The sequence below is a fragment of the Streptomyces wedmorensis genome, from assembly GCF_000716445.1.
Classification (GTDB): Bacteria; Actinomycetota; Actinomycetes; order Streptomycetales; family Streptomycetaceae; genus Streptomyces; species Streptomyces wedmorensis.
The window spans coordinates 16136-40196 of the sequence record NZ_JNWK01000030.1 but is presented as its reverse complement, the minus strand read 5'-3'; the positions used below and the strand labels follow the sequence as shown (position 1 = coordinate 40196).

Annotated in this window: 22 protein-coding genes; 10 read left to right on the top strand and 12 right to left on the bottom strand. The window is 74.0% G+C overall.

Annotated elements, in window-relative coordinates; translation table 11 throughout:
- Window position 1 precedes the first annotated feature (1 nt).
- Together OO54_RS22955 and fasR are read right to left on the bottom strand one after the other, a co-directional pair.
- Entirely contained in the window at window positions 2-919 is a 918-nt protein-coding gene (locus OO54_RS22955; RefSeq protein WP_033205968.1) for an ACP S-malonyltransferase, read from the bottom strand.
- Between the two features lie 89 nt (window positions 920-1008).
- The gene (gene fasR, locus OO54_RS22950) at window positions 1009-2190 is read right to left on the bottom strand and encodes a fatty acid biosynthesis transcriptional regulator FasR (RefSeq protein WP_017239141.1); all 1182 of its coding nucleotides are present in this window, start codon (window positions 2188-2190) and stop codon (window positions 1009-1011) included.
- Between the two features lie 218 nt (window positions 2191-2408).
- Between fasR and OO54_RS22945 the strand changes: the two genes are divergently transcribed.
- On the top strand, window positions 2409-3083 hold the full coding sequence (locus OO54_RS22945) for a pirin family protein (RefSeq protein ID WP_167348149.1): 675 nt from the start codon (window positions 2409-2411) through the stop codon (window positions 3081-3083).
- Between the two features lie 31 nt (window positions 3084-3114).
- Here OO54_RS22945 and OO54_RS22940 read toward each other — a convergent pair whose 3' ends face one another.
- Window positions 3115-4302 (bottom strand): L,D-transpeptidase, encoded by a 1188-nt coding sequence (locus OO54_RS22940; protein ID WP_033205965.1) that lies wholly within the window; start codon window positions 4300-4302, stop codon window positions 3115-3117.
- 206 nt (window positions 4303-4508) lie between these two features.
- Between OO54_RS22940 and OO54_RS22935 the strand changes: the two genes are divergently transcribed.
- The 5 genes from OO54_RS22935 (at window position 4509) to OO54_RS22915 (ending at window position 10215) form a co-directional block, all read left to right on the top strand.
- The gene (locus tag OO54_RS22935) at window positions 4509-5699 is read left to right on the top strand and encodes a lipid II:glycine glycyltransferase FemX (RefSeq protein WP_033206095.1); all 1191 of its coding nucleotides are present in this window, start codon (window positions 4509-4511) and stop codon (window positions 5697-5699) included.
- Window positions 5696-7291 carry a murein biosynthesis integral membrane protein MurJ gene (murJ, locus tag OO54_RS22930; protein ID WP_033205962.1) on the top strand — a complete coding sequence of 532 codons (1596 nt, stop codon included), beginning with the start codon at window positions 5696-5698 and terminating at the stop codon, window positions 7289-7291. The genes OO54_RS22935 and murJ overlap by 4 nt, the downstream gene beginning before the upstream one ends.
- 70 nt (window positions 7292-7361) lie before the next feature.
- A complete protein-coding gene (locus OO54_RS22925; protein ID WP_033205960.1) occupies window positions 7362-8045 on the top strand; it encodes a response regulator transcription factor in 684 nt (227 codons plus the stop codon).
- An 8-nt stretch (window positions 8046-8053) separates the two neighbouring features.
- Window positions 8054-9616: a sensor histidine kinase gene (locus tag OO54_RS22920; RefSeq protein ID WP_033205958.1), complete on the top strand. Its 1563-nt coding sequence runs from the start codon at window positions 8054-8056 to the stop codon at window positions 9614-9616.
- Window positions 9613-10215: a hypothetical protein gene (locus OO54_RS22915; protein WP_033205954.1), complete on the top strand. Its 603-nt coding sequence runs from the start codon at window positions 9613-9615 to the stop codon at window positions 10213-10215. Before OO54_RS22920 ends, OO54_RS22915 begins: the two co-directional genes overlap by 4 nt.
- Before the next feature lie 154 nt (window positions 10216-10369).
- Here the strand turns inward: OO54_RS22915 and OO54_RS22910 are convergent, their stop codons facing one another.
- Window positions 10370-11200 carry a serine hydrolase domain-containing protein gene (locus OO54_RS22910; RefSeq protein ID WP_033205950.1) on the bottom strand — a complete coding sequence of 277 codons (831 nt, stop codon included), beginning with the start codon at window positions 11198-11200 and terminating at the stop codon, window positions 10370-10372.
- A 51-nt stretch (window positions 11201-11251) separates the two neighbouring features.
- Here OO54_RS22910 and OO54_RS22905 point away from each other — a divergent pair, with 51 nt between their 5' ends.
- Both OO54_RS22905 and OO54_RS22900 read left to right on the top strand, forming a co-directional pair.
- The gene (locus tag OO54_RS22905; RefSeq protein ID WP_051034129.1) at window positions 11252-11668 is read left to right on the top strand and encodes a MerR family transcriptional regulator; all 417 of its coding nucleotides are present in this window, start codon (window positions 11252-11254) and stop codon (window positions 11666-11668) included.
- The gene (locus OO54_RS22900) at window positions 11665-12687 is read left to right on the top strand and encodes an aldo/keto reductase (RefSeq protein WP_033205948.1); all 1023 of its coding nucleotides are present in this window, start codon (window positions 11665-11667) and stop codon (window positions 12685-12687) included. The genes OO54_RS22905 and OO54_RS22900 overlap by 4 nt, the downstream gene beginning before the upstream one ends.
- A gap of 11 nt (window positions 12688-12698) precedes the next feature.
- Here the strand turns inward: OO54_RS22900 and OO54_RS22895 are convergent, their stop codons facing one another.
- From OO54_RS22895 to OO54_RS22865, 7 genes are all read right to left on the bottom strand, one after another.
- Entirely contained in the window at window positions 12699-13916 is a 1218-nt protein-coding gene (locus OO54_RS22895; protein WP_033205946.1) for an acyltransferase family protein, read from the bottom strand.
- The gene (locus OO54_RS22890) at window positions 13913-14893 is read right to left on the bottom strand and encodes an alpha/beta hydrolase (RefSeq protein ID WP_033205944.1); all 981 of its coding nucleotides are present in this window, start codon (window positions 14891-14893) and stop codon (window positions 13913-13915) included. Before OO54_RS22890 ends, OO54_RS22895 begins: the two co-directional genes overlap by 4 nt.
- A gap of 270 nt (window positions 14894-15163) precedes the next feature.
- Window positions 15164-15844 carry a response regulator gene (locus OO54_RS22885; protein WP_017239129.1) on the bottom strand — a complete coding sequence of 227 codons (681 nt, stop codon included), beginning with the start codon at window positions 15842-15844 and terminating at the stop codon, window positions 15164-15166.
- 49 nt (window positions 15845-15893) lie between these two features.
- Window positions 15894-17387, bottom strand: a complete 1494-nt coding sequence (locus tag OO54_RS22880) for a histidine kinase (protein ID WP_234439390.1) — start codon at window positions 17385-17387, stop codon at window positions 15894-15896.
- Between the two features lie 172 nt (window positions 17388-17559).
- The gene (locus tag OO54_RS22875; protein ID WP_033205942.1) at window positions 17560-18603 is read right to left on the bottom strand and encodes a DUF4429 domain-containing protein; all 1044 of its coding nucleotides are present in this window, start codon (window positions 18601-18603) and stop codon (window positions 17560-17562) included.
- Between the two features lie 74 nt (window positions 18604-18677).
- On the bottom strand, window positions 18678-19892 hold the full coding sequence (locus OO54_RS22870) for an alpha/beta hydrolase (RefSeq protein ID WP_033205941.1): 1215 nt from the start codon (window positions 19890-19892) through the stop codon (window positions 18678-18680).
- Window positions 19893-20116: 224 nt separating this feature from the next.
- Window positions 20117-20776 (bottom strand): TetR/AcrR family transcriptional regulator, encoded by a 660-nt coding sequence (locus OO54_RS22865; protein WP_017239126.1) that lies wholly within the window; start codon window positions 20774-20776, stop codon window positions 20117-20119.
- A gap of 117 nt (window positions 20777-20893) precedes the next feature.
- Between OO54_RS22865 and OO54_RS22860 the strand changes: the two genes are divergently transcribed.
- Together OO54_RS22860 and OO54_RS22855 are read left to right on the top strand one after the other, a co-directional pair.
- The gene (locus tag OO54_RS22860) at window positions 20894-22516 is read left to right on the top strand and encodes an MFS transporter (protein WP_033205940.1); all 1623 of its coding nucleotides are present in this window, start codon (window positions 20894-20896) and stop codon (window positions 22514-22516) included.
- A 128-nt stretch (window positions 22517-22644) separates the two neighbouring features.
- Window positions 22645-23109 (top strand): peptidase inhibitor family I36 protein, encoded by a 465-nt coding sequence (locus OO54_RS22855; RefSeq protein WP_078905304.1) that lies wholly within the window; start codon window positions 22645-22647, stop codon window positions 23107-23109.
- Here the strand turns inward: OO54_RS22855 and OO54_RS22850 are convergent.
- Window positions 23090-23959: a potassium channel family protein gene (locus OO54_RS22850; protein ID WP_033205939.1), complete on the bottom strand. Its 870-nt coding sequence runs from the start codon at window positions 23957-23959 to the stop codon at window positions 23090-23092. The genes OO54_RS22855 and OO54_RS22850 overlap by 20 nt on opposite strands.
- Between the last annotated feature and the right edge of the window lie 102 nt (window positions 23960-24061).

Sequence of the window (24061 nt, the reverse complement as noted above, 5' to 3'; positions counted from 1 at the left end):
GTCAGACGGCCGCGTGCTCAGCGATGAGCGTACGGGCCGCGTCGAGGTCGTCGGGAGTCTTGAGGGCGACGGTCGCGACGCCCGGAAGGGCGCGCTTGGCGAGGCCGGTCAGGGTGCCTCCGGGGCACACCTCGATCAGCGCCGTGGCACCGAGCTCCTGGAAGGTCTCCATGCACAGGTCCCAGCGGACCGGGTTCGCGACCTGGCCGACCAGACGGGCCAGGACCTCGGCGCCGTCGGCGACGACCTGCCCGTCCTTGTTGGAGACGTAGCGCGTGGTCGGGGCGGCCGGGGACAGCTGCGCCGCGGCCTCCTCCAGCTTCGCCACGGCCGGGGCCATGTGGTGCGTGTGGAAGGCACCGGCGACCTTGAGCGCGACGACCCGGCGGACGCCCTCGGGCTTGTCCGCCTCCAGGGCGGCCAGCTGCTCCAGGGTGCCGGCGGCCACGATCTGGCCGGCGCCGTTCACGTTGGCCGCGGTGAGGCCGAGCTTCTCGAGGTGCGGGACGGTGACCTCGGGGTCGCCGCCGAGCAGCGCGGACATGCCGGTCGCGGTGATCGCGGCGGCCTCGGCCATCGCGAGCCCGCGGGTCCGGACGAGACGCAGCGCGGCGGTGTCGTCGAGCACGCCCGCGAACGCGGCGGCGGTGAACTCGCCGACGCTGTGACCGGCGACGACGCCGGGCGATACGTCGCCGAGCGCCGCGGCCGACAGCAGGCCGGCGGCGACGAGGAGCGGCTGTGCCACGGCGGTGTCACGGATCTCGTCCGCGTCCGCCTTCGTGCCGTAGTGGGCGAGGTCGAGTCCGATGGCGTCGGACCAGGCCGCGATGCGGTCGGCGGCGCCGGGGAGTTCGAGCCAGGGAGTCAGGAAGCCGGGCGTCTGAGCGCCTTGGCCGGGAGCGACGAGTACGAGCACCCTCACACTCTCTCTTGCGGACGGCTCCCGGCGCCCGTGGGGACAAGGACGAAGAACCGTCGGGGGAATTGTTGGTCTTCGACAAAAGTCTAGGACTGCGGATCTCCGTCAGCCAAGCGCCCCAGGATGAGGGCGATCCGCAGGGTGAAGGCCGAGCGCACGTCGGAGGGTGACCAGCCGGTGACGTCGGTCACACGTCGAAGCCGGTAGCGCACGGTGTTCGGGTGGACGAAGAGCATTCGGGCCGCGCCTTCCAGGCTGCTCGCCTGCTCCAGATAGACACTGAGAGTTTCCAGCAGCGCCGAGCCCGCTTCCTCCAGCGGTCTGTAGATCTCCTCCACCAGCTGTTCGCGCGCCGAAGGGTCGGAGGCGATGGCGCGCTCCGGGAGGAGATCGTCCGCCAGAACCGGGCGGGGAGCGTCCTGCCACGCCGAACAGGCCTTGAGGCCGGCCGCCGCGGCCTGCGCGGAGCGGGTCGCCGCGAGCAGGTCGGGAACGACGGGCCCGGCCACGACGGGACCCGCCGCGTACGGCCCGATCAGCGCCTTCGCCACGGCCAGCGGGTTGTCGTTGCCGCCCGCGATGACGACGAGGCGGTTGCCGAGGACCCCGGTGAGGACCTGGAGCTTGGCGTGCCGCGCGGCCCGCCGGATCGCCTCCACCGTCAGCTCGCTGTCCCCGTCGGGGGCGGTGCCGAGGACCACGCACACGTGCTCGGGCGAGTTCCAGCCGAGCGCGGCGGCCCGGGAGACGGCGCCCTCGTCGGCCTCGCCGGAGAGCACCGCGTTCACCACGAGCGACTCGAGACGCGCGTCCCACGCGCCCCGGGCCTCGGCGGCCTGCGCGTACACCTGGGCGGTGGCGAAGGCGATCTCCCGGGCGTAGACGAGGAGTGCCTCGCGGAGCACGGACTCGTCGCCGGGGGCGGCGACCTCCTCGATCGCCGACTCCATGACCTCGATCGTGGTGCGGACCATCTCCACGGTCTGCCGCAGCGTGATCGCCCGGGTCAGTTCGCGGGGCGCGGTGCCGAAGACGTCCGTCGAGATCGCCTGTGGCGTCTCGGGGTGCCGGAACCACTCGGTGAACGCGGCGATTCCGGCCTGGGCGACCAGGCCGATCCACGACCGGTTCTCGGGCGGCATCGCGCGGTACCAGGGCAGCGTCTCGTCCATGCGGGCGATGGCACCGGCGGCGAGCCGACCGGAGGACTGTTCGAGGCGCTTCAGGGTCGCGGAGTGCGGATGAGCGGCGTTCACGGGTTCTGGCACGGGGACAAGACTGCCTTATCGGGACGCCGGCATGCGGGGTCGGGGCGGGTTCGCCTCCGCCGGCGGGCGTCGCGGGGGGCCGGGCCGCGGCGCCGCGGGCGGGGATTCGTGTCCGGCGCGGGTGGGGATCCGCCTCCGGCGCGGGCATGCGCGCCAGGCGCCGGAGGCCGGGCGGGACTTCCCGGGCACCCCCTCGGCACGGGCACTACGGTGGGCCCGTGATACGCATCCAGCGCGCCGGAGAGCGCTACCCCGGCGGCGACCCGGCGGCCGGGATCGAGACCCGGCACGCGCTCTCGTTCGGCCCGCACTACGACCCCGACAACCTCCGCTTCGGCGCCCTCCTCGCCGTCAACGAGGAGCGGCTCGCACCCGGGGCCGGCTTCGACGAGCACCCCCACAGCCACACCGAGATCGTCACCTGGGTCGTCGAGGGCGAACTCACCCACCGCGACACCGCCGGTCACGAGACGGTCGTCCGCCCCGGCGACCTCCAGCGGCTGAGCTCGGCCGGGGGCGTCCGCCACGTCGAGCGCAACGACGCCGACGTGCCCCTGGTCTTCGTCCAGATGTGGCTCGCACCGCTGACCCCGGGCGGCGACCCCGCGTACGAGGTGGTGCGTGGGACCGTCGACCCGGTCCCGTACGACCTGCCGGCCGCGGACGCCCGGCTGCACGTCCGCCGGCTCGGACCGGGCGCCCGCGCCGCCGTACCGGACGCCGACTTCGTCTACGTCCACGTGGCCCGGGGGACGGTACGCCTCGACGGCGAGGAGCTCGGCCCCGGCGACGCTGCCCGGCTCACCGACGCCGGCGCCGCGGAGCTCCGGGCGACCGCCGCCGCGGAGGTGCTGATGTGGGAGATGCGGGACTGGCGAAGGGCGCTGGGCTGACGGGGCCGGCGCCGGTGCCCGTACCGGACCGTCAGCTCAGCGCGCTCTTCGCCCGCCACTGCTCCCAGCTCAGGTTCCACGCCCCGTAGCCGTTGCCCTCGGCGACCGTGCCCTTCGTCTCGCGGCCGGTGATCTCGAAGGGGTCGCCGACGTTCACGGAGGCGTAGAAGGAGGCGGCGTTCTCGTCGCTCATGCCGATGCAGCCCGAGCTGCGGTTGGCGTTGCCGAAGTACGCCGCGTTCCACGGAGCCGCGTGGGCGTACATGCCCGACCAGGTCAGCCGCATCGAGTAGTCGACCATCTTGTCGTAGGCGTCGCCGAGGCCGACCGTCTCCGAGTTCATGTTGATGGTGCCCTCCTTCGCCATCAGGACGGCCGTGCCGCGCCAGGACCGCTTGTCGCCGCCCGGGGTGCCGCCGGAGACCGGGATGGTGCGGACCGTACGCCCGTCCCGTACGACGGTCAGCCGGTGGGCGTCGAGGTCGACCTTGACGACCTGCGAGGCGCCGACGGTGAAGCCGGTGCGGTAGTCCCGCACGAACCAGCCGCCGCCCGAGTCGGTGCCGTTCAGGTCGGCCTCCAGGGTCACCTTCGTGCCCGGCTTCCAGTACTCCTTCGGCCGCCAGTCGGCCCGGTCCCGGCCCGAGTGGTCCTTGACCCAGCCCCAGGAGCCCTCGGTCGCGTTCGAGGTGGTGACCTTGAGCTGCCGCTCCACGTCCGCCTTCCGCGTCACCGGCAGGTCGAAGACGATCGACAGCGGATGCCCGACGCCCACGGTGGTGTTCTTGCCGGGCGCCAGCGTCAGCTTGTTGACCTTCTCCGGCTCGGGAGTGGTGAAGGAGGACCGGGTCGTCGACTCCGCGCCGTCGCCGGCCCGGGAGGTCACCTCCACCGTGTACGAGGTCCCCGGCACCGCCTTGCGGTCCGACACCCAGCTGGTGCCGCCCGCGCCCGTACGCCCCTTCAGCGTCCCGCCCTCCGCGTCGACGACCCGCACCGCGGCGATCGTGCCGCCCGACGCGTTCACGGTCACGGGGCTCCCGGCCGCCGGGGACACGACCGTCACCTTCGCCGCGGGCGCGGCGGAACCGTGGTCCCGCGCCCCCGACCGGCCGCCGCCGTCCGCGGCCTGGGCCGTACAGGCGGTGAGCGAGACGACGAGCGCGACGGCCGCGAGGCCGGGACGGGTGGAACGCGGGCGTGTGCGTATCGGCAGCACGGAAGACCTCCGTGGAGAGGGAAGAAGGGTGGGATGTCCGGACTGTAGGTCGGCCGCGGCGCCCGTGGGGCGCCGAACGGCCATGTGACAAGGGCTGCGGCACAACGGTCACGGTCCGGTCACATACGACGCGCGGCCCCGTCGAATTCGGCTGTGAGCCTGCTGTGCGCCCCACCACCGAGGGGCGGAACCAGGAGGCTCCCGTCGTGTCCGCTCTGCTCCTGACGGCCGCACCCGCCGACCGTCGTGCCCCGCTCGGCCCGGTCAGGGTCGGCCCCGTGACCCCCGAGGCCTACCGCGCGTTCCTCGCGTCCCGGTCCGCCGGCGCCGACGGCCCCAGCTTCCTCCAACTCCCCTCCTGGGCGCAGGTGAAGGACGGCTGGTGCCACCAACTCGTCGGCTGGGGGCCCGAGTCCGGCGAGCTCACCGGCGTCGCCCTCGTCCTCCTGCGCCCTTTCCCCGGCACCCGCAAGTACTTCGCGTACCTCCCCGAAGGACCCTTCGCCGACTGGGCCGACCCGGACCTCGACGGCTGGCTCGGACCGCTCCTCGGCCATCTGCGGGCCTCCGGCGCCTTCGCCGTGCGCATCGGACCCGGACCCGCCTACCGCCGGTGGAACGCCGCGACCCTCAAGGCCCGCACCGGAACCGGACGACGACTGGCCGACGTACTCGCCGACGAGGTCGACCCGCTCGGCACCGTCGTCGTCGACCGGCTCCGGGCCCGCGGCTGGCGCCGCTGCGGCGGCGACTCAGGGGACGGCGCCGACGCCCAGCCGAGGCACGTCTTCCAGGTCCCCCTCACCGGCCGCTCCACCGACGACCTCTGGGCCGGCCTCAACCAGGAATGGCGGCGCAACGTCCGCAAGGCCCGCAAGTCCGGCGTCGAGATCACCGTCGGCTCCGCCGCCGACCTCCCCGACTTCTACCGGCTGCTCCGGGTCACCGAGGAACGCGACGGCTTCCGCCTCGGCCGCTCCCTCGCCTACTACGAGCGCCAGTACGCCGCCCTCAACGCCGAACAGCCCGGCCGCATGAAGCTCTATCTCGCCCGCCACGAGGGCGAGATACTCGCCGCCCACACCATGGTCACCGTCGGCGGGCGCGTCTGGTACCAGACCGGTGCCTCGGCCGACCACCGCCGCGAGGTCCGCCCCTCCAACGCCCTCCAGTGGCGCATGCTGCTCGACGCCCACGCCGCCGGCGCCGCCGTCTACGACCTGCGCGGGGTACCCTCCACCCTCGATCCGGACGACCGCGCCCACGGGCTCCTGCGCTGGAAGCTCGGCACGGGCGGACAGGTCGTCGAGACACTGGGCGAGTGGGAGATTCCGATGCCGGGCACGACCAACCAGGCGCTCTTCCGCGCCTTCCAGGCCTATCTGGCCCGCCGATGACCGCCACGCTCACCGCGACACCCGCCGAGCCCAAGGCCTCGGTCCTCCGCAGCGGCGCGCTCATGGCCGCCGGCTCCCTCGTCTCCCGCGCCACCGGCTTCGTCCGCGCCTCCGTCGTCGCCGCCGCCCTCGGCGCCGGGTACGTCGCCGACGGCTACGCGGTCGGCAACTCCGTCCCCACCATCGTCTACATGCTGCTCCTCGGCGGCGCCCTCAACGCCGTCTTCGTCCCCGAACTCGTCAAGGCCGCCAAGGAACACGAGGACGGCGGCGTCGCCTACACCGACCGCCTCCTCACCCTCTGCGCGCTCGCCCTCACCGCCCTGACCGCGGCCGCGGTCCTCGCCGCGCCCCTGATCGTCGACGTCTACACCGACTACACGGGCGCGCAACGCGCGATGACCCTCGCCTTCACCCGCGCCTGCCTGCCGCAGATCCTCTTCCTCGGACTGTTCACGCTCCTCGGCCAGGTCCTCAACGCCCGCGGCCGGTTCGGCGCCATGATGTGGACCCCCGTCCTCAACAACGTGGTCGTCGTCGCCGTCTTCACGCTCTTCCTCGCCGTCAGCGACGGCGGCACCCTCACCCCCGGCGAGACCGCGCTCCTCGGCTGGGGCACCACCGCCGGCATCGCCCTCCAGGCCCTCGCCCTCGTCCCCTCGCTGCGCGCCGCCGGCTTCCGCTGGCGCCCCCGGCTCGACTGGCGCGGCAGCGGCCTCGCCGCCCCGCTGCGCTCGGCCGGCTGGCTCGTGCTGCTCGTCCTCACCAACCAGGGCGCCTACTGGGTCACCACCTGGCTGGCCACCTCGGCCGGCGCCGTCACCTCCGGCGGATCAGGCCTCGCCGCGTACAACAACGCCTACCTGCTCTGGACCGTCCCGCACGGCATCATCACCGTCTCCCTCGTCACCGCCCTGCTGCCCCGCATGAGCGGCGCGGCCGCCGACGGCGACCTCGCGGGCGTCCGCCGGGACGTCTCCCACGCCCTGCGGACCAGCTCGGCCGCGATCGTCCCCGCCGCATGCGCGCTCCTCGCGCTCGCCGTGCCGCTGATGACCGTCGTCTTCCGGTACGGCGCCACCACCGGCGACGACATCCGCTCCATGGCCTGGATCCTCATGGCCTTCGCCCCCGGCCTCGTCGCCCTCTCCGGCCAGTACGTCTGCACCCGCGCCTTCTACGCCCTCCGCGACACCCGCACCCCCTTCCTCCTCAACCTCGTCATCGCCGGGCTCAACGCGGGCCTCTCCCTCGCCGCCCACCACTTCCTCCCGGCCCACTGGGCCGTCGCCGGCATGGCCGCCGGCTACTCCCTCGCCCTGTGGGCGGGCTGGGCCCTCACCGCGTACGTCCTGCGACGGCGACTGCGCGGTACGTCCTCCGGCGGTACGGCCCCCGCGCTGGCGCGGCTCCTCCTCGCCGCGGTGCCGGCCACCGGGTACGCCTTCTTCGCCGTCGGCCTCACCGACGTGGCCGGTCCCGTGGTCGCCGGCCTCTCCGGTGCCCTCACCCTCCTCACCACCTTCGCCCTCCTCTCCGGCCCCCTCCGCCTCACCGACCTGCGCTCCCTCCTCACCCGCCTCCGCCCCTGACCCCCGCCGAGCGGGCCGCCGTGCGTGGGCCCCGGCAGGGACACGTCATCGACCTTGGGATACTCCGGACATGCCCCGCGTGCTGCTGATAGAAGACGACCCCTCCGTCAGGGAGGGCGTGGAGCTCGGCCTGCGCCGCCGCGGCCACGACGTGCGGACCGCCCCCACGGGCGAGGCGGGACTGGCCGCGCTGGGGGAGTTCAGGCCGGACCTGCTCCTGCTCGACCTGATGCTGCCGGGGATGAACGGCGTGCAGGTCTGCCGCCGGGTCAGGGAGAGCAGCCAGCTGCCGATCATCATGCTCACCGCCCGCGGGGACGATTTCGACGTGGTGGTCGGCCTGGAGGCGGGGGCGGACGACTACATCGTGAAGCCGGCCCGTACGGAGGTCATCGAGGCGCGGATACGGGCCGTGCTGCGACGCATCGAGGAGCCGGGATCGGGCCGGTCGGCCGTCGAGTTCCACGGGGAGCTGGCGATCGACCGGGCCGGACTGACCGTCGCGAAGTCGGGCGAGCGCGTCGCCCTCGCCCCCTCCGAGCTGAAGCTGCTGCTCCATCTGACGGCCGCGCCCGAGCAGGTCTTCAGCCGGCAGCAGCTCCTCGAACACGTCTGGGAGCACAGCTACCACGGAGACGCCCGGCTGGTCGACGCCTGCGTCCGGCGGCTGCGGAACAAGATCGAGGACACCCCGGGCGAACCCCGCTACATCCAGACCCTGCGGGGCTTCGGCTACCGCTTCGGCCCGCTGTGAAGGCCTGCGTGAGCCCCGAGGACGAGGCTCCCGAGGTGTCGGCGGCCCCCGGGACGACGAGGGCGACGGCGGCAGGGGCGGCGACGGAGGCCGCCGGCGCGGCACCCCGCCGGCGCCGCAAGCCGCGCGCCCCGCGCCTGCGCCCGCACCCCTTCGGCCTGCGGACCCGGCTGATCCTCGCGTTCCTGCTCGTCGCGGCCGTCGGCTGCGGCACGACGGCCGCGCTCACGTACCGGGCCGCGCGCAACGCCGTCCTGGAGCAGACGCAGGACACCGCGGTCTCCGCGTTCCGCGAGCAGGTGGACGCGCTGGGCGTCACCCTGCCGGTCGACGCCGACTCGCTGCGGGACTCGCTCATGCTCGTCGCCCGGCAGGGCAAGCCCCGCCCCTGGCGGGTCTACGCCGAGTACGGCAAGGTCCGGGTCTCCTCGACCGACCGCCCCACCTCCTCCGTCGTCACCCCCGAACTGCGGGCCCGCGCGACGGCCGGGACGGCCACCGCGCACGGCAGCTTCCAGCGCGTGGTGAAGAACGGCACGCCGTACCTGACGATGGCGGTCCCGGCCGTCTTCCGGACCCATGCGACCGAGGGGACGGCCCAGCCCACGGGCCTCGTCTTCTACGCCGTCATGGAGCTCGACGAGGAGGAGGCCAACATCGAGGCCATGGTGGAGGCCGCCCGCGACGGCGCCCTGCCCGCCCTCGCCGTCGCGCTGATCCCCGCGCTGATCGCCGCCCGCGGGGTGCTCCGCCCCGTGCGGGAGCTGCGCCACGCGGCCCACAGCATGGGGCGCGGCCGCCTCGACACCCGTATCCACGCCAAGGGAAGCGACGAACTCGCCGACCTCGCCCGCACGTTCAACGAGTCCGCCGCGGCGCTGGAACGTTCCGTCGCCGAGCTACGGGACGCCGAGGCCCGGGCCCGCCGCTTCGCCTCCGACGTCTCGCACGAACTGCGCACCCCGCTCGCCGGCATGCTCGCGGTCACCGAGGTCCTCGACGAGGACGCCGGCCTCCTCGACACCGACACGGCCCGCGCGGTCCGTCTGATCAGCTCGGAGACCGGCAAGCTCGCCGTGCTCGTCGAGGACCTGATGGAGATCTCCCGCTTCGACGCGCGCGCCGCCGAGCTCCACCCGGACGAGGTGGACGCCGCCGACTGCGTGCGCAAGACCCTCCAGCACCGGCACTGGACCGATCCGGCGCAGGTCGTGACGTACCTCGACGAGGGCATCAGGGCCCGTCTCGACCCGCGCCGCTTCGACGTCGTCGTCGCCAACCTCGTCGGCAACGCCCTGCGGCACGGCGCGGCGCCGGTGACCGTGAGGCTGTACGCCGAGGGGGACCGGCTCGTGACCGAGGTCGCCGACCGGGGGCCGGGCATCCCCCCGGACGTCCTGCCGCACGTCTTCGACCGCTTCTACAAGGCCGACCGGGCCCGCACCCGCTCGGCGGGCAGCGGTCTCGGCCTGGCGATCACCCTGGAGAACGTGCGCCTGCACGGCGGCACCGTCGAGGCCGCCAACCACCCCGCGGGCGGCGCGGTCTTCACCGTACGGATGCCGCTGTGAACCGCCGGACGAAGGCCGTCGCCGCGCTGCTGGGGTCCGCGGCGCTGCTGACGCTGACCGGCTGCGGCATCCAGGACAGCGACGTCGTCGAGGCGGGCGGCGCGGCGACCGTCGCCGTCCACCCCGCACCCGGCGGCAACCGGGTGGTGCTCTACTTCCTCGGGCCGGACGGCCGGCTGCTGCCGTCGGTCCGCGACCTCGACGGGCCGTTCTCCTCCCGTGGCGAGCCGTGGGCGAACCCGGACCACACGAGCGGCAGCGGCACGGGCGTCGAGACGCGGAGCGGGAGGGTCGGCATCGACAAGGTGCTCTTCATGCTGGTGAACGGCCCGGTCGCAGGCGAGGTCGCCGTCGGCATGACCACCGGCCTGCCGCGCTCCGAGACCGTCCCGCACATCGAGGGAGACCCGTCGAAGGCGGTCGCAGAGGGTCGCCGTCACCTCCGGCTGAGGGTTCCGTTCCCCGTCGGGGACCTGACGGACGCGGCCATCCAGCAGCTGGTCTGCACGACCGTCTACGCGGAGGACCCGGTCGGGATGGTCGAGGTGTCCCTGCTCGGCCCCGACGGCACCCTTCCGGCGGCCCGCTGCGACGCCTGAACCGGCGACGGCGACGGCGACCGGCGTGCGTGACCGGCAACCGGCGACCGGCGTGCGAGAGCGGCGACCGGCGACCGGCGTGCGAGAGCGGCGACCGACCGGCATGCGGCGGCGGCCGGCGGGTCCGACGAAGGCCGCCGCCGGGCTGCCCCGCTCAGCGTGCGCGCAGCTCCGCCAGGACCGCGTCCGTGAAGGGCGGCCAGGCCTCGACCGCCCAGGGCCCGAAGGGCCGGTCGGTGAGGGCGACGCAGGCGGCCGCCGCGTCCGGGTCGATCCACAGGAAGGTGCCGGCCTGCCCGAAGTGCCCGAAGGTGCGGGGCGAGGACGTGGCGCCCGTCCAGTGCGGCGACTTCGAGTCGCGGATCTCGAAGCCGAGACCCCAGTCGTTCGGCTTCTGGTGCCCGTAGCCGGGCAGGATGCCGGTGAGGCCGGGGTACGTGACGGTCATGGCGTCCAGGACGGTCCGGGCGTCGAGCAGCCGCGGCGCCTGCACCTCGGCGGCGAACCGCACGAGGTCGTCCACGGTCGACACGCCGTCCTTCGCGGGCGAACCCTCCAGGGTCGTCGACGTCATGCCGAGCGGCTCCAGGACCGCCTGGTGCAGGTACTCGGCGAAGGGGATGTCGGTCGCCTTGGCGACATGGTCGCCGAGCGCCTCGAAGCCGGTGTTGGAGTAGATCCGGCGGGCGCCGGGCGCGGCCATCACCCGGTTCTCGTCGAAGGCGAGCCCGGAGGTGTGCGCGAGCAGGTGGCGGACGGTCGAGCCCTCGGGCCCGGCGGGCTCGTCGAGGTCGATCGCCCCCTCCTCGTACGCGACGAGGACGGCGTACGCCGCGAGCGGCTTGGTCACGGAGGCCAGCGGGAAGCGCTGCCCGGTGGGTCCGTGCGACCCGGCGACGGTGCCGTCCGCGCGGACGGCGGCGGCCGCCGCGGTGGGGACGGGCCAGTTCTCGATCGACGCCAGGCTCGGCACGGTGCTCTGCATGGGGCCGAGCCTACTTGCTTCGAGTGCACTCCAACGTTTTAGCGTGGGGGCATGAGCGTGATCGCGAGCACGGACCCGCGTACCAGCGGCACCCGGGCGCACTACACCATCAGCGAGGTCGCCGCCCTGACCGGCCTCTCGGCGCACACCCTGCGCTGGTACGAGCGGATCGGCCTGATGCCGCACGTCGACCGTTCGCACACCGGCCAGCGGCGCTTCACCGAACGCGACCTCGGCTGGCTCGCCTTCGTCGGCAAGCTGCGGCTGACCGGGATGCCGGTCGCCGACATGGTCCGGTACGCCGAGCTGGTCCGCGAGGGCGACCACACCCGCGACGAGCGGCGCGAACTCCTGGAGACCACGCGGCGCGACGTCCTCGCCCGGATCACCGAACTCCAGGACACGCTCGCCGTGCTCGACATCAAGATCGGCCATTACGGCACTGCATGCGGAGGCACACCTTCATGACCAGCGTGACCAGGATCGACACCGTACGCCTCGGCCAGGACGGCCCCCGGATCGGCGTCCAGGGCTTCGGCGCCATGGGCATCAGCGAGTTCTACGGCGACACCGACGAGGCCGCCGCCCGCGACACGCTCGACGCGGCCCTCGAGGCCGGCGTCACCCTCATCGACACCGCCGACATCTACGGCAGCGGCGCCAACGAGGAGTTCCTCGCACCCTTCCTCGCCGCCCACCGCGACGAGGTCGTCCTCGCCACCAAGTTCGCCATCGAGCGGCGCGCCGACGACCCCACCCACCGGGGCATCCGCAACGACCCCGCGTACATCAGGAAGGCCGCCGAGGACAGCCTCCGCCGCCTCGGCATCGAGACCATCGACCTCTACTACATGCACCGCCGCGACCCGGAGGTCCCCCTCGCCGAGTCCGTCGGCGCGATGGCCGAACTCGTCCGGGAGGGCAAGGTCCGCCACCTGGGCCTGAGCGAGGTCACCGGGCCCGAGCTGCGCGAGGCCCACGCGGTGCACCCGATCACCGCCCTCCAGTCGGAGTGGTCGCTCTTCTCCCGGGACGTCGAGCGCAGCGCCGTCGGCGCCGCCGCCGAGCTCGGCGTGACCTTCGTGCCGTACTCGCCGCTCGGCCGCGGCTTCCTGACCGGGGCGTTCGCGGACGCCACCAAGGACCTGTCGGGCGGCGACTACCGCGCCTACCAGCCCCGCTTCACCGGCGAGAACGCCGAGCGGAACGCGGCCCTCCTCGACCCGGTCCGCAAGATCGCCGCCGCGCACGGGGCGACCCCGGCGCAGATCGCCCTCGCCTGGGTCCACCAGCGGGCCTCCGTCCACGGCCTCACGGTCGTCCCCATCCCCGGCACCCGCAAGCGCTCCCGCCTCCTGGAGAACGCCGCCGCCACCCGCATCACCCTCACCGCCGCCGAACTGGCCGAACTGGAGCCGATCGCCGGGCTGGTGGCGGGCGACCGCTACCCGGACATGAGCCACACCTCGGCGGCCCGCGAGGCGTAGCACCCGGGCGTTCACGCCAGCCCCAGGGCGAAGACCGCGAAGCCCGCCGCGAGCAGCCCCGCCGCGGTGCGGCGGGCCGGGCCGGTCTTCGCCCACGGGGACTCGAAGCCCCGCGCGTACCGCCCGATGAGGACGAGGAGCCCGGCGAAGACCGGCATCCACGCCAGCCGGGCGAGGATCCAGCCGACCGAGTCCGGCGCCCCGACCAGGCCGGGGACCTCGCCGAGGTACGAGGCCGGGACCGCGGCCGCCAGCATCGCCGTCTGGTGCCAGCACAGGACCGTCATCGCCGACAGGTTGACGATCACGACGGGCGCCCACAGCGCGGGCCGCCGCAGGAACCGGCCGAGCCGGTCGCGGAGCAGGATCGCCGCGCCGCTCTGCGCGGCTGCCAGGGCGAGCACCAGCAGCGACGGCGGGTGCGAGTTGGTGCGGGCCTCGCCGGGGACGCCGACCATCGACGCCGGGTAGCCGAAGAACACCAGGAGGGTGGCGAACAGCGCGGCACCGCCGAGCAGCAGCGCCCAGGCGTGGCGCCGGGTGACCCGGCCCTCGCCCCACGAGACGCCGAGCTGATAGGCGAAGAGCCAGCCGGGCAGGATGTTCAGCAGGCTCAGCCAGGACGGCACGGCGTCCGCGTACGGCCCGTACCGCAGGAAGTCGACGACGGCCACCGAGCCGAGCAGCGGCGCCGCGGCCCAGACGCCGAGCCGGCCGGCGACCCGCACGCAGTACGGGGTGAGCGCGGTGACCACCGTGTACACGCCGACGAACCACAGCGGCTGGATCACCAGCGTCGACGCCGTCCGCAGGGTGTCCACGGGCACCCCGACGCCGAAGTGGAGCAGCGGCAGCAGCGCCGCCCACACGGCGGTGACCCCGAGCACCGGACGGCCGAGCCGGGCGAGCCGGCCCTTCAGCCATGCCCCTGTGGAGCCCTTGCGGCGCCGGTACGACAGGACCGACGCGTAACCGCCGACGAGGAAGAAGATCCCCAGCATCTGGAGGATCCAGCTGACCGGGGCGAGCCCGGCGAAGGCGCCCAGCGGGCTGGCGTTGTGGATCGCCCCGTCGGCGGAGAGCGTGAACCCGCCGAGCAGCCAGTGCCCGGTCGGCACGGCGAGCAGCGCGAGGGCGCGGAGTCCGTCGATCGCCCGGTCACGGTGCGCGGGCGTACCGGACTCGATCCTCGATGCCGTCCTGCGGGCCAGCGTCGTCAGCGTGCTCATCGGACGTCCCCCTCGGCGATCGCGGCGAAGGCGCGCAGGGAGCCGGTGCCGGCCGCGAAGTAGCCGCCGTGGCCCGCGGCGTCGTCGGCCGGGATCCGGCGGGCCCCGAAGGCCGGGTCGGTGGGGTCGATGCCGTGCCCGAGCCCCCCGAACTCGACGTTCGGGATCCGGTCGATCCAGTCGGTGGGGTCCTTCGCGGCCCAGACGCGGGCGGAGGTGCCGAGCTCGGCGACGCTCTCCGCGCGCATCCCGGGAGAACCGAAGACGACGAGGTCCTTGGCCTTCAGGTCGCGGGCGGCGAGGCCGCAGACGACGGAGCCGTAACTGTGGCAGAACACCGACGGCTCGGCCGCGCCGACGGCCGCGAGACCGTCCGCGAACCGGGTCAGCCGGCCCGCCCCGGCCTCCGCGAGCCGGCCGGTCGCAGCGTCGAGGCCCACCCCGACGGGGGTCGTGTACCCGGCCCAGGCGACGACCGCCGTACGGCCGCCGGTCGCCCGGCGCAGCGCGGTCGCCATGTCCGCGAGCGGCCGGACGTGCCCGGCGTCGACGTCGGACCCGGGCACGATCACGGCCACGTGTTCCGCCCGCGCCAGGTCCCCGTACACCAGGGCCACCTGCCCCCGGCCGCGCGGATCGAGGGCGAGCACCCGCGCCCCGCCGAACTCCCCGCGTACGGAACGCTCGTTGGCCTCGTACCGCAGCTCCAGCGGCGCACCGTCCAGGTTCCCGACCACCGTCGGGTACGTCCGGGCCAGTTCCCTCTGCCGTACGGGGCCCAGGCCCGCGAAGTACCGCGCCACCTCGCCCGGCCCCATCCGCTCCGGGTCCGGCAGCCCGGCCGCCCGCCACGCCCCGGTCCCGGCCGGCGCCCCCGTCACGGCCTCCTGGGCGTTCCCCGACGCCCAGCCGGCCGTCCCCGCGATCGCGGTGGCCACCAGGGCCACGGTGGTCAGGGTCCTCGCAAAGCGGCGCATGGGGTCGCCCTCCCTCTCCGGTACTCGCTCGTTCTTCGGCGAGAGGAAGGTAGGAAGACGAAGGGTGACGGCACGTCACACCGCGGGGCCAACTCCCGTCTGATACCGGGGTAGGGGGTGGAGGAGCGGCCAACCCCATGGAGGGGGTGGGGTTTTCCCCCGGGTGCCGGGTGCTCGGTGCCGGGTGCTCGGTGCCGGGTGCTCGGTGACGGGTGACGGGTGCCGGGTGACGGGCAGGGCGATGGCGCGGGTGTGACGAGCCGCGGCCGCTCAGCTCGCGCCCGGGGTCACCAGGCCCGACTCGTACGCGAAGACCACCGCCTGCGCCCGGTCGCGGAGGTCCAGCTTGGCGAGGACGCGCCCGATGTGGGTCTTCACCGTCTGCTCGGCGAGCACCAGATGGTCCGCGATCTCCTGGTTGGACAGGCCCCGGGCGATCAGCTCCAGGACCTCGGTCTCACGCGGGGTGAGCCCGTTCAGACGCAACGCGGTGGTGTCGCGGCGCGGCGCCGGGCGGGACGCGGCGAAGTCGGCGATGAGGCGACGGGTCACCGAGGGGGCGAGCAGCGCCTCGCCGGCCGCCACCACCCGTACCGCCGCGATGAGATCGGCGGGCGGCGCGTCCTTCAGGAGGAAGCCGGACGCGCCGGCCCGCAGCGCCTCGTACACGTAGTCGTCGACGTCGAAGGTGGTCAGCATCAGCACCTTCGGCCGGTGGACGACGCCGGCCGGCGGGTGCAGGATCTCCCGCGCCGCCGCGAGCCCGTCCAGCTCCGGCATCCGCACGTCCATCAGGACCACGTCCGGGTGCGTCGACCGGGCCACCTCCACGCCCTGGCGGCCGTCCGGGGCCTCGCCGACCACGTCGATGTCGGGCTGGGCGGCGAGCAGCGCGGCGAAACCGGCCCGCACCATGGCCTGGTCGTCGACGATGATCACGCGGATGGTCACTCGGGGTCCTCCGGGGTCGTGGCGGGCACCGGCCCGCGGCGTGCGCCGATCAGGCCGGGTCCGCGGGCGGGGCCGGGTCCGGCGCCAGGGGCAGCCGGGCGGCCACCCGGAAACCGCCGTCCGGCAGCGGCCCGGTGTCGAGCGAGCCGCCCGTCAACCGTACGCGCTCCCGCATGCCGACGAGCCCGTGCCCGGTGCCCGCCGCGCCGCGCTCCACCGCGGAACCCGGCTCCGTCGCGGGCCCGTTGACGACGAGGACCGTCAGCCATCCGTCGTCCGCCCGGACCGACACCCGGGTGGACGCCCCCGGCGCGTGCCGGACGACGTTGGCCAGCGCCTCCTGCACGATCCGGTACGCCGACAGGTCGACCGCCTGCGGTACGTCCCCGAGGTCGGCGGCGAGCCGCAGCTCGGCCGGCACCCCGGCCCGCACCGTCGCCTCGACCAGCTGCTGCACCCGGTCCAGGCCCGGCTGCGGCGCCCGCTCGCCCTCACTGCCGTCACTGCGCAGCACGGACAGCAGCCGCCGCATCTCCGCCAGCGACTCGCGCGCGCTCGCCGCGATCGACGTGAACTCCTCGCGGGCCGCCTCCGGAAGCTCCGGAATCCGGTACGGGGCCGAGTCGGCCTGCACGGTGATCACCGACATGTGGTGGGCCACCACGTCGTGCAACTCGCGCGCGATCCTCGCCCGCTCCTCCAGGAGCGTGCGGCGGGCCCGCTCCGCCTCGCTGATCGTCTCCTGCTCCACGAGCCGCCGCTGCGCGTCGCCCCGGGCTCGTACCGCCGACGTCAGGAGCAGCAGCACCCCGCTCAGGACCAGCAGCAGGGTGTGGATGCTCGTGTACCCGGCCGGCCGGAACGCCTCCAGGACGTACCCCGCCACACCGGTGGCGAGCCAGACCCCGAACAGCGCCCGGCGTGACTCGCGCAGGCCGAGCGCCACCATCAACGCGCAGTAGCCCACCAGGACCGTGGGCGGCCACGGCCAGTAGTCCGCCCGCCCGCCCTCCGCACCCAGCAGCACCAGCGCGCCCAGCACGTCCGCGACGAAGACGATCCACCAGGCCTGCAGCGGCCGGGCCACGGCCAGCAGCAGCGGCAGCGTCTGCGCGGTGCCGAGCGCCCCCGCGAGGGCCCCGTTGACGTGGTAGTCCCCGATCAACAGCACGACCGTGGACGGAAGCAGCGCCGCCACGAACGCGAGCGCGACGACGTACGGCAGCAGCCGCACCCACCGCGACGACGCGTCCGCCAGCAACGGGGCCCCCGGCGTCGCCGGCGTCGTCAGCGCCGACCCCAGCCCCTGGAACACGTCGCTCGTCCGGGCACCGAGCTGCCGGATCCGCCGCCGACGGCCGCCGGTGGGCCGGCCGGACCGCCGGTCGTCGGCGGTCGGCTCGGGGCTGGGGTCGGTCGGCGCCTCGGGCCTGTGGTCGGCGGTTGGCTCGGGCTGGTGGTCGGTGGCGGGCTCGGCACCGCGGTCGGTGCGCGTCTCGGGCCGGTCGTCGGTGGGCGGCTCGGGCCGCGATTCGGTAGCCATGACCCGCTCAGGGTAGGCAGCGGCCCCGGCCCCCGGCGTCATACCGGGGACCGGGCCCGGTCCTGATACCGGGGTATGACACCGGCCGCGGGCCGCATCCCGGTCCCGGTCCTCCGGGCGTCCCGGTCCCGGTCCTCCGGGCGTCCCGGTCCCGGTTTCCCGCGCGGCCCCGTCACAGCTCCGCGAGGAGCTCCGCCTTCTTCGCCGAGAACTCCGCGTCGGTCACGAGCCCCGCCTGGTGCAGCTCGCCCAGGTGCCGGATCCTCTCCGCGACCGCCCCGGGGTCGCGGCTCGCACCGTCCCGCATCCCGGCCGGAGCCGCGGCGTGGACGGGTACGCGATCCGCGGCCCGGCCCCGGATCGCGGCGAGGACCGCCGCGGCGAAGGGAAGCGACAGGTGCACCGGCCCGTAGCCGAGGCCGAAGACCACGGACGCCGGGTCCAGGTCCGGCTGCGGAGGGCGCGGCGCGCCGCCCCGGGGCACCAGGCGCAGGTATCCGTCGAGGACCTCGGGGGAGCGCCACTCCACCCCGCAGAGGTCCCGTACCGAGAAGGTCTGGTCGCCCGCCTTCCACTTCTCGGTGGACGCCCCCGTCCAGGACCAGCGGAACGAGACCTCCGAGACGCCGTCGAAGCTCGCCCTCCCGTCGTACGTCTTGAAGGACTGCGGCCCCTGCGGCGGCGCCACCAGGAAGCGGTCGACGGGCGTCGGAGCCGTCAGGACGCTGTCGACGTGCGCCGGGGCCCCCGCCGCCCCGACGTCCGTCACGTCCGGCGAGTCGATCGAGCCGAGGGCGCCGACCGAGCCCATGGCGCCGACCGGGCCGAGGGCGCCGACCGGGCCGACGGCGGCCCCGGTGTCCACCGGGCCCATGGCGTCCGCCGGGAGGCGCGCCCGCAGCTCGTCCCGGTAGTACTCGGCGAGCGTCTCGCGGTCCGCCGGCAGCACGAGCCGGTACGGGTCGCAGGCCTCCTTGAGCTGTCCCGCAGCCGCTTCCATCAGCGGATCGGCGCCCGGTCTCGGCACGGCGTGCAGGACCACGGTGCCCCGCTTGCCGGGCGTGAGCGTCACGGACGCCAACGCCTCGTGCGGTACTCGTCGTTCGCGCAGCACACTGAGGAGCTTCGGCGTGCGGTTCCCCCGATCGAAACGGATGAGGAGGGCGTCGCTCTCGAACTCCCAGGTGGCATGATTTCCGGCCAGCACATCACCCATACGCCTCATCGTAAGCGGCGCGTGCCGCTGCGTCGCCCCTGTGAAAGGTCCGGAAATCGCGGGATCTACGCGCGTCAGGGCCCTTCCGCGCCGGATATTCCGTCGTGGCAAGCGCTGTCGGCACGTGCGCAGACGAGGCTCGGGAAGGCGCCGACCCCTATGGCGGCGAAGTTCCCGAGGCTCTCGGTGCCCGGCTCGAAATAGCCACTGTGACCGCCTGCCCCGTCCGCCGAGAGCAGTCGCGCCCCGAACTCCGGAGCCACCGGATCGGCGCCGTGCCCCACCCCGCCCAGCTCCAGGTGCGGCACGTCGGCGATCCAGTCGTCGGCGTCCCGCATCGCCCACACGCGCGCGTGGGTGGAGAGTTCGGCCGCGGTCCGCACCCGCATGCCGGGGCTCCCGGCCACGGCCAGGTCCGTCACCCGGGCCGGCAGCCGGGGCGCGGCGACCCCGCACAGCACGGAGCCGTAGCTGTGGCAGAACAGCGCCACGCGCGCGTCCCCCGGCAGGGCCCCGGTCAGCTCCACGAGCCGTACGGCCCCGGCCTCGGCCAGCCGGCCCGTCACCGCGTCGACGCCCACCACGGCGGGTGCCGTGTAGTCGGCCCAGGCGATCACGGCGACCCGGGTGCGGGGCGCGGCCTCCCGTTCGGCGGCGTAGAGGGCGCTGGCCATGCCCTCCGGGGCCCCGTACCGGCCGCGGGTCTTCTGGAACGTGAGGAGGTTGGTGTCGACGCCGGGCACGACCACCGAGACGCGCCGGGCCCGCTCCAGGTCGCCGAGGACCTCCGCGGTCCGTCCCGTTCCGGTCGGGTCGAAGGCCAGGATCTGGCGGTCCGGCCTCATCAGGGACGCGAAGCGGTCGACCCGGCGGCGCGCCTCGTGCCGGCCCTCCGCCGAGAGCCGGGCGTCGTCGATCCTGGCCCGCTCGGTGGCGAGCGCCCGGCCGAGCGTGATCCGGTTGGCGCGGTAGCGCAGGGCGACCGGGGCGCCGTTGAGGTTGCCGACGACGAGCGGGTGCCGCTCGGCGAGCTGCGCTCCGCGCGCGGTGCCGAGTCCGGCGAAGAACGCGGCGACGGCACGCGCGGGTGTGGTGGCCGGGTCGGGCAGCGGACGGTGGTCGATCCGGTCGTGTGCCCAGGCGGTGAGCGCGGCCCCCCGCGACGGCCCCGGCACCGGCCGGTGCCGGATCGTCGTCCACCCGGTGGTCGCGAGGAGCACGAACACCACGCCCAGCGCGAGCAGGGCGCGCACGACGGTCAGGCTGGGAGAGGCATCGGCTGAGGTCACGGGGCGCCACCCTACGGGGCGAACGTGACGCGGCGGGCGGGCCCCCTCGCCGTCACGGGCGCCGGGGCGGTGTCACTTCTCACGGTCGGGGCCGCCGGGCCCTTGCGCCTGCGGTGCGGCGCCGGGACTCTCGCCGTCGCGGGCGCCGGGGCGGTGTCACTTCTCACGGTCGGGGCCGCCGGGTGGTCTCGCTTCTCGCCGTCCGGGCCGCCGGGCCTTCGCGCTTACGGTGCCGCGCCGGGCCCCTCGCCGTCCGGGCCGCGCCAGCGCGGGGCCAGCGCCGGGCCGAGCTGGTCGAGGTACTGCTCGGTGAGGGCGCGGATGGCGTCCAGGCTCTGGTCGGTGCCCCGGCCCCACAGCTGCCCGGTCACCCGCATGACACCGCTGAAGGCCGCCACCGCGATCCGGGGGCGCGGGTCCTCGTCGACGTCGAGGCCCTCGCGGTCGGCGATGATCCGGGAGATCGTCTCCTCCATCTCCGTGGACCGGCGCAGGTGCACGGCGAGCAGCGCGGGCGTCGACTCGATCATCCGGAAGGTGCGCAGGTACAGCTCGACCGGCACGACCTCGGTGATCGCGTCGCCGATGGAGTCCCAGGATCCGAGCACGGCGTTGCGCATCGCGTCGAACGGGCCCTCGTCCGGCGGCCGCTCCCCGAGGGTGCGGACGAAACGCTCCTCCACCATCTGCTGGACGGCGAAGGCGACCTCCTCCTTCGAGGAGAAGTACCGGAAGAAGGTGCGCTGGGAGACCTCGACCTCCTCGACGATCTCGTCGACGGTGGTCCCCTCGTACCCCTGGTCCGTGAAGCGCTCCAGGGCCACCCGGATCAGCGCGTCTCGTGTGCGCTGCTTCTTCCGTTCGCGCAGGCCGGGCACGGTCAAGTCAAGGTCCTCTTCTCCCGCGTTCCGTACGGCTCAGGGTACCTGTGAGCTACGTGACAGTTACCGACGCGTGAATCACTTTGTCAATTGTCAGTGACTGTCATTAGCCTCGTTCGCATGACTAGTCAGACCACCGTGGAAAAGACCCCGCAGGGTCAGGGGGGCGTCCGGGAACCCGTCCCGGTCCCGGCGAAGGGACTGCGCGGCCACCCGTGGCTGACCCTGTTCGGCGTCGCCGTGGGCGTGATGATGGTGGCGCTCGACGGCACGATCGTCGCCATCGCCAACCCCGCCATCAAGACCGACCTCGGCGCCACGCTCGCCCAGGTCCAATGGATCACCAACGGCTACCTGCTCGCGCTCGCCGTCGCCCTGATCACAGCGGGCAAGCTCGGCGACCGCTTCGGCCACCGGCAGACCTTCCTCATCGGCATCGCCGGCTTCGCCGCCGCCTCCGGCGCGATCGGCCTCTCCGACTCGATCGGGGCCGTGATCGCCTTCCGCGTCCTGCAGGGCCTCTTCGGCGCCCTGCTGATGCCGGCCGCGCTCGGCCTGCTGCGCGCCACCTTCCCGGCCGAGAAGCTGAACATGGCGATCGGCATCTGGGGCATGGTCATCGGTGCCTCCACGGCCGGCGGCCCGATCGTCGGCGGCCTGCTCGTCGAGCACGTCAGCTGGCAGTCCGTCTTCTTCGTCAACGTGCCTGTCGGCGTCGTCGCGCTCGTCCTCGGCCTGCTCATCCTCAAGGACCACCGCGCCGAGAACGCGCCGCGTTCCTTCGACGTCGTCGGCATCCTGCTGCTCTCCGGCGCCATGGCCTCGCTCGTCTGGAGCCTCATCAAGGCCGGCGAGTCCTGGGGCTGGACCAGCGGCAAGACCTGGGGCTGCCTGATCGGCGCGCTGGTCCTGTTCGCGCTGTTCGCCTTCTGGGAGACGAAGGTCAAGGAGCCGCTGATCCCGCTGGGCATGTTCCGCTCCGTGCCGCTGTCGGCCGGTGTCGTCCTGATGGTCCTGATGGCCTTCGCCTTCATGGGCGGCCTGTTCTTCGTGACCTTCTACCTCCAGGGCGTGAAGGGGCTCAGCCCGGTCGACAGCGGTCTGCACCTGCTGCCGCTGACCGCGATGATGATCGTCTCCTCGCCGCTGGCCGGCGCGCTGATCACCAAGTTCGGCCCGCGCGTGCCGTTGGTCGGCGGCATGGTCTGCACGGCCGTCGCGATGTTCGGCATGATCACGCTCTCGCCGGGTACCGGCACGTTCGCCATGTCCCTCTGGTTCGCCCTGCTCGGCCTGGGCCTCGCCCCGGTCATGGTCGGCGCCACCGAGGTCATCGTGGGCAACGCGCCGCTGGAGCTGTCCGGCGTCGCCGGCGGTCTGCAGCAGGCCGCGATGCAGGTCGGCGGCGCGCTCGGCACGGCGGTGCTCGGCGCCGTCATGTCCTCCAAGGTCTCCGGCGCCTTCGCGGAGAACTGGAAGGAGGCCGGCATCCCGGTCCCGGCCGACCCGCGCCTGGAGCAGGCGGCCGAGTTCGGCATGGCCCCGCCGGAGCTGGCGAAGGCGCCGGGGATGACCCCCGACCTCTTCGACAAGATCTCCGGAGTCATCCACGACACCTTCCTCGACGGCATGGGCCTGGCCTTCACCGTCGCAGGCGGGGTCGCCGTCGTCGCGGCCCTCGTCGCCACGCTCACCAAGCGCGGCGAGAACGCGGAGGCGGGCGGCATGGGCGGTCACATCTGACGCCCCTCAGGGTTCCCGTAGGGGGCCGTCACCCGTTCGCGTGAACGGGGGCGGCCCCTCTTCCGTCGCCGAGGGCACCTCCGTCATGATCGCGATTACAGAGAGTGACGAAACGGGGGTTCATCAGCATGTACACAAAGACTCTTCTCGCCGCGGCGGCCGTCCTGACCGCCACCGCCACGACCACCCTCCTGGCGACCCCGGCGGCCCATGCGGGCCCGGCGGCCCGGGCGTCCCAGGTGGCTTCGGCGGCCCGGACGGGCCCGGCGGCTTCGACGGCCTCAGCGGCCTCGGCGCCGGCCGGGACCCTTCTGGGGGCCTGCGGACCGGGCCGGCTCTGCCTCTGGTCCAAGCCCGACTTCAAGGGCAAGGCGCGGACCCACGAACTGGCCACCACGGACATCGACAGCTGCGTCGCCCTGCCGCCGGGCACCTCGGCCCAGTCCCTGGCGAACCGCACGGGCCGGCCGGTCACCACCTACCAGTCCGCCGAGTGCGCGGAGGCGGGGGAGTTCGAGACCTACCCGGGCCGCGGCACCTGGGTCCCGCAGGCGCCCTACGAGGTCAGAGCGTTCAAGATCTGGGAGCGGTAGACGCGGGGAGGCCCTGGGCGGGCGAGCCCTGCGCCTGGGAGTCCCGCACGGGGACGTCGTGGGCGGGGGCATCCTGCGCGGGAAGGTCCTGCGCGGGGACGTCGTGGGAGGGATCCGGTGCGGGCGCCCGCACCGGATCCGAGAGCCTGGCCACCTCCGCACGCAGCTGGCGGACCTCCAGCGTCAGTGCCTCCAGGAGCTCGGTCTGCCGGCGTTCCACGGCGTCGTCCCGGTCGAAGCGGGAGATGAACCAGGCGGCGATGTTGGCCGTGACGACACCGAGCAGGGCGATGCCCGAGAGCATCAGGCCCACCGCGAGGACCCGGCCGAGGCCGGTGGTCGGGGCGTGGTCGCCGTACCCGACCGTGGTCATCGTGGTGAACGACCACCAGACCGCGTCCCCGAGCGTCTTGATGTTGCCGTCCGGGGCGTCCCGTTCCACGTGCAGCACGGCGAGTGAGCCGAACATCATCAGCCCGACCACCGCGCCCGCCACATAGGTGGTGAGCGTTATCTGCGGGGCCATCCGGGCCCGCCGGCCGACCAGGAGGAGCGTGGACACGACCCGGAGCAGTCGCAGCGGCTGCACCATCGGCAGCAGGACCGCGAGCAGATCGACGGGGTGGGAGCGGATGAAGGGCCACCGGGCCGGGGCGATCGCGAGACGGACCAGGTAGTCGAGGGCGAAGGCGGCCCACACGCCCCACTCGACGTGGGTGCACAGCCGGTGCACCCACGGGTCGGCGCCGGGAGCGACGATCGGCACGGCGTACGCGATGCCGAACGCCACGGCCAGCACAAGCAGCGGCACCTGCGTGCGCTCTTCCCAGCGATCCTTCATGCCGGGCATCGTAGAGAACGCCGAAGGGCGGCGAGACCACCGGCCCCACCGCCCTCACCAGGTGCTATGCGCTAGGGGTGTCTCGTCGACCAGGCATCTGGAGCCCGTTCC

What these genes read in the sequence shown, in the direction of transcription:
- murJ (WP_033205962.1), top strand. Translation starts at nt 5,696, where the DNA reads ATGACCGCCACGCTCACCGCGACACCCGCCGAGCCCAAGGCCTCGGTC.
- OO54_RS22850 (WP_033205939.1), bottom strand. Translation starts at nt 23,959, where the DNA reads ATGCCCGGCATGAAGGATCGCTGGGAAGAGCGCACGCAGGTGCCGCTG.
- OO54_RS22925 (WP_033205960.1), top strand. Translation starts at nt 7,362, where the DNA reads ATGCCCCGCGTGCTGCTGATAGAAGACGACCCCTCCGTCAGGGAGGGC.
- OO54_RS22905 (WP_051034129.1), top strand. Translation starts at nt 11,252, where the DNA reads ATGAGCGTGATCGCGAGCACGGACCCGCGTACCAGCGGCACCCGGGCG.
- OO54_RS22890 (WP_033205944.1), bottom strand. Translation starts at nt 14,893, where the DNA reads ATGCGCCGCTTTGCGAGGACCCTGACCACCGTGGCCCTGGTGGCCACC.
- OO54_RS22900 (WP_033205948.1), top strand. Translation starts at nt 11,665, where the DNA reads ATGACCAGCGTGACCAGGATCGACACCGTACGCCTCGGCCAGGACGGC.
- OO54_RS22880 (WP_234439390.1), bottom strand. Translation starts at nt 17,387, where the DNA reads ATGGCTACCGAATCGCGGCCCGAGCCGCCCACCGACGACCGGCCCGAG.
- OO54_RS22895 (WP_033205946.1), bottom strand. Translation starts at nt 13,916, where the DNA reads ATGAGCACGCTGACGACGCTGGCCCGCAGGACGGCATCGAGGATCGAG.
- OO54_RS22855 (WP_078905304.1), top strand. Translation starts at nt 22,645, where the DNA reads ATGTACACAAAGACTCTTCTCGCCGCGGCGGCCGTCCTGACCGCCACC.
- OO54_RS22860 (WP_033205940.1), top strand. Translation starts at nt 20,894, where the DNA reads ATGACTAGTCAGACCACCGTGGAAAAGACCCCGCAGGGTCAGGGGGGC.
- OO54_RS22910 (WP_033205950.1), bottom strand. Translation starts at nt 11,200, where the DNA reads ATGCAGAGCACCGTGCCGAGCCTGGCGTCGATCGAGAACTGGCCCGTC.
- OO54_RS22875 (WP_033205942.1), bottom strand. Translation starts at nt 18,603, where the DNA reads ATGGGTGATGTGCTGGCCGGAAATCATGCCACCTGGGAGTTCGAGAGC.